The following is a 12,265-nucleotide window of genomic DNA, read 5'->3' as shown; positions in this document are numbered from 1 at the left end:
CGTTCGAACGGGCACGACAAGGAGAGTGCCCGCGGAGCGTAGCGGAGGAATGGAGCGGTCAGCGGAAGGGCGCAAAGCCGGGATTGCAGGTGACTTGCGCATTATTTTTATAAAAAGATTTAAAATTACTTGAAAATGTATAATCTTGCGTTAGAATAATTTTCTATAGGAGATTGTATGTCTAGAGTTGATGTTTATAATGAAGAATATGTTGGATTAAATCACGCCTACGTTCAAATGTATAAGTTTTATAATCGCCTTTTGGAAACTAACGATGCTGATGATGATGTCCTTAGCATTATTCGGGAGATTTTGCTTGTTTTTAATCCGACTTTGGACAAAATAAAATCCGAAATGACGGTTAAGACCCGCTACAAGGATGATAATGAGCCCGCTCAGGAAGCTGTGAACGGAAGTCCTATGCATTCAAAAAAGTCTGATTCTGTGATTTATTACGGGAATTTTACTGGTAACTAGTTTTTTGTTTTTTGGGATTTTAAGTCTTTTAGATAAGCGATTCAAATAAAAATGCCTAAGAAGCCCTGCATTTCTTTTGGGACCTCTTAGGCATTAATTTTTTATACTACAGAACTGGTTTCATTGCTGTCATGTATGCGCGGAGTTTGCGTCCTACAACCTCGATTGGGTGGTTGCGGATTTCTGCGTTTACGTTAACGAGTTCTGTGTTGTTTACGCTTGTGTCTTTGTTGCTCAAGCCTTTACCGATAACTTCTGTTGTTACTTTTGGCATGAGGTCTTTTGCCATCATTGGAGCGGCAACGCGAGCGAAGAGGTAGCATCCGTATTCTGCTGTGTCGGAAATAACGCGGTTCATCTCGTAGAGGCGTTTGCGGTCGATGAGGTTTGCGATGAGCGGAACTTCGTGGAGTGACTCATAGTAAGCGCTCTCCTCTTTGATTCCTGCATCAACCATTGTCTCGAATGCGAGCTCACAGCCGGCTTTGACCATTGCAACCATGAGGATGCCCTTGTCGAAGTATTCCTGTTCTGTGATTTCTTCTTTTGACTCTTCTGTCTTTTCGAATGCAAGACGACCTGTTTCTTCACGCCAAGCGAGAAGGTCTTTGTCGCCAGCTTTCCAGTCTTCCATCATTGTTGATGAGAATTTGCCTGAAATGATGTCGTCCATGTGCTTCTGATAGAGTGGAGCAAGGAGTTTTTTGATTTCTTTTGAAAGTTCGTTTGCCTTGATTTTTGCTGGGTTTGAGAGACGATCCATCATGTTTGTGATGCCGCCCCATTTGAGAGCCTCAGAAATTACGTTCCAACCGTGCATCAAGAGTTTTGTTGCATATTCAGGAGCGATTCCATCAGCTACCATTTTGTCGTAGCAAACGATTGTACCAGCCTGGAGCATACCGCAGAGGATTGTCTGCTCACCCATGAGGTCTGATTTTACTTCTGCAACGAATGATGATTCAAGAACGCCTGCTTTTGAGCCGCCCATACCGACTGCGAGAGCTTTTGCATAAGCCCAGCCTTTTCCTTCCGGGTCGTTTACAGGATGAACTGCGATGAGATCAGGAACACCGAATCCACGCTGGAACTCGTGCCAAACTTCTGTACCTGGGCCTTTTGGAGCACACATTACGACTGTGATATCCGGGCGAATCTGCATTCCCTCTTCAATCATGTTGAAACCGTGTGAATACCAGAGAGCTGAGCCTTTCTTCATGCGTTTCATAACTTCTGAAATTACGTTTGAGTGCTGCTTATCTGGAGTGAGGTTTCCGATGAGGTCGGCTGTTGGAACCAATTCGTCATAAGTTCCGACTTTGAAGCCGTTTTCTGTTGCGTTCTTCCAAGACTGGCGTTTCTGAGCGATTGCTTCCTCGCGGAGAGCGTAAGATACGTCCAAACCTGAGTCGCGGAGACAGAGACCCTGGTTCAAGCCCTGTGCACCACAACCAACGATTACGATTTTTTTGCCTTTGAGAGCGTTAACGCCGTCAGCGAATTCTTCTTTAGACATTGAGCGGCAGTGTCCGAGCTGCAAGCGAGCCTCGCGCCACGGAATAGAATTGAAATAGTTGTTACCCATTTTGTTCCTCTATTAAATTAATTTGAGATTATTATAATAGAGCAGCTACAGTGCGTAAAGTGCAATGTTTTTGATATAATGTTGCGTAATTTGCAACGTTGTATAAGAAGGGGATACTTCGAGTTTTAAATAGCCGGCAAATTGTAAATCATGCTGAAGCAAGGTTCGACCCTGAATCCACTTTGTGCGGGCGAGCGCAGCGAGTCCAATTTTCAATTTCGCACAACCGTGGATTCCTAAGGGGCGGTTCTTGCTGGGAGCATGATTTATGGATATCCCGTTAGTCAAAAACTCGAAGTTTGTCCTAGAAAACTCGCTGACGAAGCGATGACTTCCCCCTTTCTATGTGCTATAATTCATGCATTATGAAAAACTTTGAGAATTACGGTGTGCAGATTCCTGAAATCCTGCTGCCAAAAAATGTTGATTTAAAATCCTGGTCGGTGATTGCCTGTGACCAGTACACTCAGGATAAGGATTATTGGGCAAAGGCTGCTGATGCGGCGGGCTCAAATCCTTCTACGCTCAATTTGATTTTCCCGGAAGTCTACCTTAACGATGGTGGCGGGGAAGCGAGAATCAAAAAAATCCACGAGACGATGAAAAGCTACCTTGATGCCAGCACTTTTACAGCAGGCGAGGAATGCATTTATATTGAGCGAAAGACTGAATACGGTCGCACTCGAAAGGGCCTTGTTCTGGCCGTTGATTTGGAAAAATACGAGTGGAAGCCGGGCAGCAAGGCTCTGATTCGTGCGACTGAGGCGACTGTTCCTGAGCGAATCCCTCCGAGAATGAAAATCCGAACCGGGGCTGGACTGGAGCTTCCTCACATCATGCTTCTTGCAAATGACGAAATGGACCTGCTCGTTGGCGGTGCCGGCACGATTGCAAAAAAATCTGATCCGATTTACGACGGCGAGCTGATGCTGAACTCTGGCCATATCACTGGCTGGAAGGTTTCTGGGGCTGAGGTTGAGAGCCTTTTGGAGAACGCGCTTTCGGCTCTGGCCAAGGCTGGTACCGATAAAGATGGAAACTGCTTCCTTTTTGCTGTAGGAGACGGAAACCACTCTCTGGCTACTGCAAAGGCTGTCTGGGACGAGCACAAGAAAACTCTTTCTGGCGATGATTTGATTAATTCTCCTGTCCGATATGCTCTGGTTGAGGTCGTTAACATTTACGATGAGGGCCTTACTTTTGAGCCTATTCACCGCGTAATTTTCAATCAGGATGCGGGAAGTCTGATTCTTTATATAGAAGAAAAATTGGGCGGAGAAATCAAGAATTTCGCTTCGGAAAAAGAACTTGAAGACTTTGTTGCTGACAAAAATGCAAAGGGCGCCCGCTACGGCTTTATCACAAGCGTTGGCGGCAAGGAAAAGCTCTGCGTTTTGGAGACTGCAATCACTGATCTGGCGATTGCGGCCCTGCAGCCTGTTCTTGACGAATATCTCGACGCTCACTCAAAGGACAAAAAGAATGACATCGATTACATTCACGGAACGGAAGATGTCGTAAAACTCGGTCACAAGGAAAACGCGCTTTCAATCCTTCTTCCGCCGATTGCAAAAGATTCATTCTTTCAGACAATCGCAAGCCGGGGCGTTCTTCCACGCAAGTCCTTCTCAATGGGCGAGGCGAGTGAAAAACGCTTCTATGTTGAGGCCCGCCGCTTGTTCTAGTTTAACATTACGTTATCGTTGTTAACTTTGATTTTCTTGAACAGCTCTACGATTGAATCCATCGTGAGCTGTTTTTTTTCGTCTCCGCTGATGTCGGAAATAATTTCGCCCTTGTTCATCATAATCAGGCGGTTACCGTAGTCCAGGGCGTGCTGCATGTTGTGGGTGACCATCATGACTGTGAGATTGTATTCCTGGGCAAAGCGGCGGGTGAGCTCCATGACGATGGCGGCGTTAGTCGGGTCGAGGGCGGCCGTGTGCTCGTCGAGAAGGAGTAGGCTGGGCTTACTCATAACTGCCATGAGCAGGGTGAGGGCCTGACGCTGACCGCCAGAGAACTGGTCAACGTTGTCGCCGAGACGGTCTTCAAGGCCCATGTTGAGGACTTTGAGCTGGCTGCGGAAAAAGTCACGCATCTTGTTGTTGAGGGAAATCTTGAGCCCCTTGAAGCCTTTTTTGTAGCAAATCATCATGTTGTCTTCAAGGCTCATTTTGCCGGCTGTTCCCAGGAGGGGATTCTGGAAAATGCGGCCTATGTAGCGGGCCCGTTTGAATTCTGCGTCACCGGTGATGTTCTTTTGAACTCCGTCATCGCCTGTGAGCAGGATTGTTCCAGAAGTCGGCTTTAAAGTGCCCGCGATTATATTGTAGAGGGTGGACTTACCGGCACCGTTGGAGCCGATGACCGTGATGAAGTCGCCTTTTTTTATGTCGAGATTTATGTTTGTGAGCGCCTTGTTTTCGTCAGGCGTGTTTGCGTTGAATGTAATTCCAATATTTTCGAGTTTAAGCATTTGTTGCCTCCGGTCTCTTGAGATGTGCCTTGAACCAGCCCACCACATCCTGCTTGCTTATAATAAGGCAGAGGATAATCATGAGGCCTGTGATAAGTTTGAGGTCGTTTGCGTTCATTCCGATGTTGTAGCCGTATCTTCGGGCAATGAACATCAATGCACGGTAGATGATTGAGCCTAAAATTACGCGGAATGTCTGCCAGCCGATTTTGTTTGAATGGATTACGAATTCTCCCAGCATGAGGGAAGCAAGTCCTGAGACTACGACACCGCTTCCGCTTCCGACGTCGGCAAAGCCTGAATACATGGCAAAAAGGGCACCGGAAAGGGCCGCAAGACCGTCGCCAAAGCAGATTCCGACTCCGCGCACGATACGAGGGTCTACGCCCTGTGAAATTACCATCTGAGGGTTTGAACCCAGGGCACCCATTGTGAGGCCAAAGTCAGTTGAGAAGAATAAATTTAAAAGAACGAGAAGAATTCCGACGAAAATTACGAGGAAGATGACGATTCCCCAGTCAGGAGTGACGGCAGGAAAAGTTGTTTTCATAAACTGCTTAATAGAAGAAAAAATCGTAGGAATTTTGAGGAAAGACACGTTTGCCTGATTTGACATGACGCGCAGATTGACCGAGTAGAGCATGGTCATCATCAAAATTCCGGCGAGAAGATCCGGGATGCGGAGCTTTGTGTAAATTACTGTGGTACAAAAACCTGCAAGAATACCGGCGACAAAAACAATCATGAGCGCAAGGGCCGGGGAAATGCCGTGTGTGAGGCAGGCCGCAAGAACACAGGCTCCAAGCGGGAAGGAGCCGTCAACTGTCATATCACAAAAATTTAGGACGCGGAATGTCATGAAGACGCCCAAAACCATAATTCCGAAAATCAAACCTTCGATGAGAATACCTTGAATCATATAATGATTCTACTGATAAAAACGGAAATTTACAATTGCTATTGACATTTTGTTTCTCTTTATAGTAACATACTTGTGAAAGAAATCTTTATCTATGGAGAAAAAAATGAAACTCACAAAATCAATCGCGTTTGCTTCTATGGCACTCGCACTCTTTGTCTTTACAGGCTGCAAGGGAAAATCAGCTGAAGGCAAAAAATCTGTCAAAATCGGAATCGCAAAAATCGTTCAGCATATCGCACTGGACTCAGTTGAGCAGGGTATTGTAGATGTTCTCAATGAAAACGGCGTAAACGCAACTTTTGACCTTCAGAATGCGAACGGCGACACAAACACGGCAGCTCAGATTGCAATGAAATACCGTGACGAGGGCGTTGATGTAGCCGTCGGTATCGCAACTCCAGTCGCACTTGCACTTGCAAACACAATCACTGACATTCCAGTTGTTTTCGGCACTGTTACTGATCCTCTGGGAGCTGGCCTGGTTTCAACTCTTGAGCACGGCGAGCGAAACATCACCGGCATGAGCGACGCAATTCCTACAGAGCAGCACATAGCCCTCTTCAAAGAACTGACCGGAATCAAAACTCTGGGCTATATTTACACAAGCAACGAGGCAAATTCAGTTTCTTCTCTGGAACTTGTAAAAAAAGGCTGCGAGCAGGCAGGACTTTCACTTGTCACACAGGCAATCACCAATTCAAGCGAAGTAAAGCAGGCTGCAGAGGCAATCATCAATCGTGTTGACGGCTTGTATCTCACCACAGACAACACTGTTTTCAGCGCTCTTTCTTCTGTAAAGGAAGTTTTCGGCGAGGCTAAAAAACCGATTTTCTCAGGCGATGTAACAGGCGCTCAGGACGGTGGCTGCGTGATTGCCAGCGGTTTCAACTATTACAAGGCAGGACGCGCGACTGGTGAAATGGTTCTTAAAATTCTGAACGGCGAAAAACCGGAGAATATCCCTGTTCGATTTATGACTGACCCGAGCGACAGCGATTTGCTCTTCGACCTTGATGCGGCCAAAAACTGTGGAATCACAATCCCGGCCGATTATCTTGAAAAAGCTAACATGATTTTTGAGAACGGCGCACTGACAAAGAAATAAAAATGATGCGGGGAATGTGCGGCGTACCAATAATCCTGCACATCCCTCGTTTTTATTCATCGTATAAAAGATAAGGCTTGCGCTGTGCCTTGAATCCGTAAGTTCTATGCTGTGTTCATGAGAAGGGGGAAGTTGATCTGGTTCGGCCGAATTTGTGGCACAGCCGGAAAAAAAAATTGTTGCAAGGAAAATAAGCGAATTTGTTAAGCTTGAAAAAAATGTCTAGACATAGCACACCTTATTGAACAGGAAGAATTATTCCACCGAAATAATCTGGATTTCCATTGTTGTCGCTCAGAATAAAACCTCTGGTTGTTAGAACGACATAAGTTCCGTCCGCCTTTTTGGCCCTGTAAGTGAGCGGTTTAATCATATCCACGTTATCGCATAAAACTGCTTTAATTGCTTCGAGATATGCTTTCAAATCATCCGGGTGAAGTTTTTCCTGCCAAAGTTTATCTGCATGGTACATATACTCTGACGGCATAGCAAAATCATCAACAAGAGAAAGTGACCATCTTGAATAGTCAAAGCGCATGTCATTCAGATAAACATAGCCGCCGCCGCTGATTGTGCATAAAGCTCCAAACAAAGAATTCAAGAGAGTCCTGCGTTCTGACGTAATAGGCCGGTCGATTTTTTCCATATTACGGAAGCCTTGCGTAAGGTTCAGAGCTTTGATTTCTTTTTTGTTTGCGTACATTGATTTGTCGGCACGGTCTAATACGCTGGAAAAGTCTTTGTCCGTGTCAGGATCATAAACAGCAATGCCACAGGCAATGACAGGCCCGGAACGTGAAATTTTATTGTTGTAGGATTCGTCTTTCAGGACTTCGAGCAGATGCTCTCTGTGTTCAAAATCATGCCCTCTCAGAACAACAACGAATTCGTCGCCACCGATTCTGAACACCGGACTGTGAGTAAAAGTATTGCAAATCATGCGGCTTGCTCTCTGGATTGCTTCATCTCCAAAACTGTGTCCGCGCGTATCATTAAGCAGTTTGAGGTCGTTCAGGTCGCAAAGAATAAGAGCGAACTGATAACTTTTGGGATTTTTTAGTAATTTTTCGCTAATTGAATTTGAATATTCCTTAAATGCGTTTTTGTTCCGCACTCCTGTCATCTCATCGAAGCGAGCAAGACGCTTTTCGGATTCAAGATGATTTTTTTGAGCCATTGCCTGCTGAAATTCTTCTTCGATATTCTCAAGACAGCAGATTACATGGACTTTATCAGGGCATAGAAATTCTGAGTGTCGAACATGTACAGCTTTTCCTTCTTTTATTGCACGAAAAGTCAGAAAATTTGTATCTTTTTCTAACAGGCGCTTTTTCATAAGATTTTTATCAAGCAGATGCTCCAGGATTTCAATATCATTCGGATGAATACACTTAGTCAGAATCTTTCTGAAATCCGAGAAAAAATCTTCGCCCTGAAACGGAACTCCGAGTGTCTCAAAAAGTTTTATAGGCACGAGGTTGGTATATTTTCCTGTTTCAAAATCTACATAATGAACGCAGTCATAATGATTTATGAGCGTAATTGCGACCTGGCTGAAACCTTCCTGATTCTGATCCATCTCTTAATCCTTAAAATCGTTTTAATATATGTTTCCGGATTTGAAAAGTTTTAAATTTAAGATAGATTAAATTTTTTTGAGCCATGAAAACAAAAAAAAACGGGACCCGCGAAGTCCCGTAAAATTACTAAACTGCTAACCGCACATTGCTGATTAATTAGTTATCTCCGCAAATCAAATAATAAATTCTGTTCAGGTCGTCTTTTGTGAAGAACTGGATTTCTACGCTGCCTCGCTCCATGTTTCCTTTGATCTGGACTTTTGTGCCCAGCTTTTCGATGAACTGCTGTTCCAATGCAAGGAGATTTGGGTCTTTGTTGGAATCTTTTGATTCTTTTGGCTTTTTGATGCCGTTTCCTGCCCCTTCGTTGAGGGAGCGGGCCATTTCTTCAGCTTCACGGACGCTCATTCCTGTGCCTATGATTTTGGCAAAGAGGATTCGCATGTCAGCCGGATCTTTCACAGAAAGAAGGGCTCTCGCATGGCCGGCCGTGATATGTCCCTGAACTAGGGAAGTGCGCATGTCTTCTGGCAATTTCAAAAGACGGACTGCGTTTGCAACTGTCGAGCGGTTTTTGCCAACGCGGGCTGCGACCTGTTCCTGACTCAAACCAGAAATTTCCATGAGCTCGTAGTAAGCTTCGGCTTCTTCGATTGGATTTAAGTCCTCTCGCTGAATATTTTCGATAAGGGCGATTTCAAGCTTTTTCTGGTCAGAATATTTTCGTAACTGGACTGGAACTTCTGCGAGGTTTGCAATTTTTGCGGCTCGGGTTCGGCGTTCACCGGCAATAATATAGAAAGTGCCGTCGCCTGCGTCTTCAACCGTAATTGCCTGCAAGATTCCGTGCTCGCGGATTGACTCTGCAAGTTCGTTGAGGGCTTCTTCTTCAAACTCTTTTCGTGGCTGGTGAGGGTTCGGCTTGAGCAAATCAACGCTGAGCCAAAGCTGGCCGTTTTCATCGACGTTGATTCCTGCCGGCAATTTATGTTCGCCGCTCGCAACCTCATGAGAAATATTTCCGGCTTCGACCGCCTTTGTTACGGCCTGAGCCGCTGCCATTTGTTCTGCTGCAATATCCTGAGAATTTGCGGAAGCCTGCTCTGAATTCTGCTGAGGCTCATGGTTTGGCATAAAATCGTCTGCACTCAAACCTGCTTTGACCATGAGAGCGTCAACACCTGCTCCAAGACCGAATTTTTTAGCCACGACTGATTACCTCTTCTGCAAGTTTTTTGTAGCTTTTTGCACCGACACAGTTTGGATCGTAAAGACAAATCGGCTGACCGTGAGAAGGTGCTTCTGAAAGGCGGATGTTTCGTGGAATAATCGTGTTGAAAACGAAATTCTTGAAATATGCCTGAACGTTTCTTACGACGTCCTGGGCAAGTCGTGTGCGGCTGTCATACATTGTAAAGAAAATGCCGCCGATAGTAAGATTTGGATTTGTTGTAGACTGAACCCTTTTGACAGTCTGCAGCAAAAGAGTGATTCCTTCCAGGGCAAAATATTCACACTGCATAGGAACAAGAACTGCATCAGCGGCCGTAAGACCGTTGGTAGTCAAAATTCCCAGTGAAGGAGGGCAGTCAATCAAAATAAAGTCATAAATGCTTTTGAGTGGTTCAAGAGTTTCTTTGAGGATGAAGTCGCGCTTTTCGACAGGAACTTTATCCGCATCAGCAAACTCAATGGCAGCACCGGCCAGGTCCTCGTCCGCACAGATTGCATCGAGGTTTGCCACTGCCGTATGTTTTATCGCTTTTTCTGCAAGCGAGTCATCGTCCATGAATTCGTAAATTGATGGCTTGTCTTTTGTGATTCCAACGCCTGTAGACATATTGCCCTGAGAGTCGAAATCGACGAGAAGAACTTTTTTGCCAAGCTCAGCCATGTAGGCACCAATATTAATAGCGGAAGTTGTTTTGCCAACGCCACCCTTCTGATTAACAAAAACAAAAATCTTTCCCATATATTTATATTATCGCATTTTTAAATTAAAATATATAGTGTTTCGTGAAACATTTTAAAGTTTCACGGGGCGCAATGCAAGCAAAGCAAGAGAGGATTTTTATGATTTTATCTGCCACATTTTCAAAACCTGTCAAAAACATTTCTGAAATCTTGGGCGAGGATTACATCCGCGTAAAAATCAAGCTGCTCACGGCTTCTCTTGCCGCCTCAAAGAACGAAAATTACTTCGCGGAGTTTTACACGGCAAAGCAAGTCTTTCACAAAAAAATGAGCGAGGCTGAGCTTAACGAATTTATCGCCGCTCATGCAGGCTCGACTTTCAAAAATTGCGTCCAGCGTACGGAATCCGAGGAAATCACGATTCTTGCAAACAAAAAGGGAAAGAAGACTGAAATTAGAAAACCAATAAAAGAATCCACAGATTTACACAGATTAACACAGATTAGTAATGTTTCTTCGGGAAATATTTCTTCTGTGGAGGTAGGTGCTAACAAAATCAAGAAATACCTTCTTGCGGAAGGCTCGCCGGTTCCATTCCTTGTACACCTGGGCGTAATGACGGCTGAGGGAAAAGTCGTTAAGGCTAAGTATGACAAGTTCCGCCAGATTAACCGCTTTCTTGAAATGCTGGACGATGTTCTGGATGATGTAATCCGGCTGCGAGAGGGCGAGAAAAATCCTATTTCAGAAGATTCGCCGCTCAATATCGTGGATTTTGGTTCGGGAAAGAGCTACCTCACTTTTGCTGTGCAGTATTATCTTACTCAGGTCAAAAAAATCCCGGCTCAAATCTTCGGCCTCGACCTCAAAAAAGACGTAATCGCCTACTGCAACACTCTGGCTCAAAAACTGGAACTCAAGAATCTTTCATTTGCGGTGGGGGACATCGCATCTTTCGGCGAGGAAAAGCATCCTGACATAATCGTAACCCTGCACGCCTGCGATACTGCCACCGACTACGCCTTGGACTACGCAATCCGCCGCAAGGCAAAGTCAATCCTCTCAGTCCCCTGCTGCCAGCACGAAATCAACAGCCAGCTTTCTTCAAAATCTGTAGAGACTGATTCTCCTTTTGCACCGCTTTTGAAATACGGCCTTATTAAAGAACGCTTTTCTGCCCTTGTAACCGACGCCATCCGGGCTGAACTTTTGGAAAGCAAGGGCTACAAGGTGCAGATACTGGAATTTATAGAAGAAAGTGCCACTCCAAAGAACCTGCTGATCCGCGCAGTCCGTAACAGGCAGGAAACTTCTGATTTTAAAAGCCCCCTGCTTGAAACTTTGGGAGCAAGGCAAACCTTAGCCGGCCTATCTGATTAATTCACTTTAATCTGCTCGAAGACCTTGCCCAGCGAATCGTGAATGACCAGGTCGGCATTTGCGTCCGCAGTTGTCGCTGTTTTGTTAATCAGAACGATGTTGTTTCCGCGGAAGTAGCGGATAAGTCCGGCCGCAGGATAAACAATCAGCGAAGTGCCGCCAATAATCAGTGTGTCCGCATTTGCAATCGCATCTACGGCACCGTTAATGACATCATCATTGAGGCTTTCCTCGTAAAGAACTACGTCCGGTTTTACAAGTCCGCCGCATCCACAACGGGGGAGAGTGTCTTGCGAGTTTTCACTTGCTGCGATAAAATCTATATCGTAACTCTTTTTACATTTCATGCAGAAGTTTCGGAGAGTGCTTCCATGAAGTTCGTAAACAGTTTTGCTTCCGGCCAACTGGTGCAGGCCGTCGATATTTTGTGTGACAACAGCACTTAGTTTGCCAGCCGCTTCAAGTTCAGCAAGCTTGTAGTGGGTGATATTCGGTTTTACGTCCTTTATAATCAGTTTTTTACGATAAAATCTGTAAAATTCTTTTGGGTTGCGATCAAAGAATGATCTGGAAATAATTGTTTCCGGCGGATATTTCCATTCCTGCCGGTACAAGCCGTCCTGACTTCTGAAATCCGGGATGCCGCTTTCGGTAGATACTCCTGCACCGCCAAAAAACACGATGCGATGAGATTCATCAATTATTTCCTGAAGTCTAGAAATCTTGTCATTCATTGTATTGCCCCCTTCTGACATTTAAAACTCTATTGAATTAATTTAAAGAAAATGGAGTTTTTTGCCGATTTTATAAACAGGAATCTTGT

11 protein-coding genes are annotated in these 12,265 nt (G+C 45.1%); 4 read left to right on the top strand and 7 right to left on the bottom strand.

Annotated features, from left to right (window positions below; all coding sequences use genetic code 11):
- Positions 1-177: 177 nt before the first annotated feature.
- Positions 178-477 carry a hypothetical protein gene (locus HNP76_RS14180; RefSeq protein WP_184661722.1) on the top strand — a complete coding sequence of 100 codons (300 nt, stop codon included), beginning with the start codon at positions 178-180 and terminating at the stop codon, positions 475-477.
- A gap of 106 nt (positions 478-583) precedes the next feature.
- On the opposite strand, the gene ilvC is transcribed toward HNP76_RS14180, so the two are convergent.
- The gene (ilvC, locus tag HNP76_RS14175; protein ID WP_184661720.1) at positions 584-2,062 is read right to left on the bottom strand and encodes a ketol-acid reductoisomerase; all 1,479 of its coding nucleotides are present in this window, start codon (positions 2,060-2,062) and stop codon (positions 584-586) included.
- A 365-nt stretch (positions 2,063-2,427) separates the two neighbouring features.
- On the opposite strand from ilvC, the gene HNP76_RS14170 reads away from it, so the two are divergent.
- The gene (locus tag HNP76_RS14170; protein WP_184661718.1) at positions 2,428-3,747 is read left to right on the top strand and encodes a DUF1015 domain-containing protein; all 1,320 of its coding nucleotides are present in this window, start codon (positions 2,428-2,430) and stop codon (positions 3,745-3,747) included.
- On the opposite strand, the gene HNP76_RS14165 is transcribed toward HNP76_RS14170, so the two are convergent.
- Together HNP76_RS14165 and HNP76_RS14160 are read right to left on the bottom strand one after the other, a co-directional pair.
- On the bottom strand, positions 3,744-4,541 hold the full coding sequence (locus tag HNP76_RS14165) for an ABC transporter ATP-binding protein (protein ID WP_184661716.1): 798 nt from the start codon (positions 4,539-4,541) through the stop codon (positions 3,744-3,746). The two genes, HNP76_RS14170 and HNP76_RS14165, sit on opposite strands and share 4 nt — an antisense overlap.
- Positions 4,534-5,460: an ABC transporter permease gene (locus HNP76_RS14160; protein ID WP_184661714.1), complete on the bottom strand. Its 927-nt coding sequence runs from the start codon at positions 5,458-5,460 to the stop codon at positions 4,534-4,536. Before HNP76_RS14160 ends, HNP76_RS14165 begins: the two co-directional genes overlap by 8 nt.
- Positions 5,461-5,566: 106 nt before the next feature.
- On the opposite strand from HNP76_RS14160, the gene HNP76_RS14155 reads away from it, so the two are divergent.
- Positions 5,567-6,568, top strand: a complete 1,002-nt coding sequence (locus HNP76_RS14155; RefSeq protein ID WP_184661712.1) for an ABC transporter substrate-binding protein — start codon at positions 5,567-5,569, stop codon at positions 6,566-6,568.
- Positions 6,569-6,806: 238 nt separating this feature from the next.
- On the opposite strand, the gene HNP76_RS14150 is transcribed toward HNP76_RS14155, so the two are convergent.
- The 3 genes from HNP76_RS14150 to HNP76_RS14140 all read right to left on the bottom strand — a co-directional run bounded on the left by HNP76_RS14150 (position 6,807) and on the right by HNP76_RS14140 (position 10,120).
- Positions 6,807-8,147 carry a sensor domain-containing diguanylate cyclase gene (locus HNP76_RS14150; RefSeq protein ID WP_184661710.1) on the bottom strand — a complete coding sequence of 447 codons (1,341 nt, stop codon included), beginning with the start codon at positions 8,145-8,147 and terminating at the stop codon, positions 6,807-6,809.
- A gap of 157 nt (positions 8,148-8,304) precedes the next feature.
- Positions 8,305-9,357 (bottom strand): ParB/RepB/Spo0J family partition protein, encoded by a 1,053-nt coding sequence (locus HNP76_RS14145; RefSeq protein ID WP_246462607.1) that lies wholly within the window; start codon positions 9,355-9,357, stop codon positions 8,305-8,307.
- Positions 9,350-10,120: a ParA family protein gene (locus HNP76_RS14140; RefSeq protein ID WP_184661703.1), complete on the bottom strand. Its 771-nt coding sequence runs from the start codon at positions 10,118-10,120 to the stop codon at positions 9,350-9,352. Before HNP76_RS14140 ends, HNP76_RS14145 begins: the two co-directional genes overlap by 8 nt.
- 101 nt (positions 10,121-10,221) lie before the next feature.
- On the opposite strand from HNP76_RS14140, the gene HNP76_RS14135 reads away from it, so the two are divergent.
- A complete protein-coding gene (locus tag HNP76_RS14135; RefSeq protein WP_184661701.1) occupies positions 10,222-11,442 on the top strand; it encodes a class I SAM-dependent methyltransferase in 1,221 nt (406 codons plus the stop codon).
- On the opposite strand, the gene HNP76_RS14130 is transcribed toward HNP76_RS14135, so the two are convergent.
- Positions 11,439-12,176, bottom strand: coding sequence for an NAD-dependent protein deacylase (locus HNP76_RS14130; protein ID WP_184661699.1), 738 nt, complete (start codon positions 12,174-12,176; stop codon positions 11,439-11,441). The genes HNP76_RS14135 and HNP76_RS14130 overlap by 4 nt on opposite strands.
- Positions 12,177-12,265 lie beyond the last annotated feature (89 nt).

The organism is Treponema ruminis, from assembly GCF_014201975.1.
GTDB lineage: Bacteria > Spirochaetota > Spirochaetia > Treponematales > Treponemataceae > Treponema_D > Treponema_D ruminis.
This window is presented reverse-complemented; position numbering and strand designations above follow the sequence as displayed.

Bases quoted from the DNA above. Each gene is read 5' to 3' on its own strand.
- HNP76_RS14180 (WP_184661722.1), top strand. From the start codon at position 178: ATGTCTAGAGTTGATGTTTATAATGAAGAATATGTTGGATTAAATCAC.
- ilvC (WP_184661720.1), bottom strand. From the start codon at position 2,062: ATGGGTAACAACTATTTCAATTCTATTCCGTGGCGCGAGGCTCGCTTG.
- HNP76_RS14170 (WP_184661718.1), top strand. From the start codon at position 2,428: ATGAAAAACTTTGAGAATTACGGTGTGCAGATTCCTGAAATCCTGCTG.
- HNP76_RS14165 (WP_184661716.1), bottom strand. From the start codon at position 4,541: ATGCTTAAACTCGAAAATATTGGAATTACATTCAACGCAAACACGCCT.
- HNP76_RS14160 (WP_184661714.1), bottom strand. From the start codon at position 5,460: ATGATTCAAGGTATTCTCATCGAAGGTTTGATTTTCGGAATTATGGTT.
- HNP76_RS14155 (WP_184661712.1), top strand. From the start codon at position 5,567: ATGAAACTCACAAAATCAATCGCGTTTGCTTCTATGGCACTCGCACTC.
- HNP76_RS14150 (WP_184661710.1), bottom strand. From the start codon at position 8,147: ATGGATCAGAATCAGGAAGGTTTCAGCCAGGTCGCAATTACGCTCATA.
- HNP76_RS14140 (WP_184661703.1), bottom strand. From the start codon at position 10,120: ATGGGAAAGATTTTTGTTTTTGTTAATCAGAAGGGTGGCGTTGGCAAA.
- HNP76_RS14135 (WP_184661701.1), top strand. From the start codon at position 10,222: ATGATTTTATCTGCCACATTTTCAAAACCTGTCAAAAACATTTCTGAA.
- HNP76_RS14130 (WP_184661699.1), bottom strand. From the start codon at position 12,176: ATGAATGACAAGATTTCTAGACTTCAGGAAATAATTGATGAATCTCAT.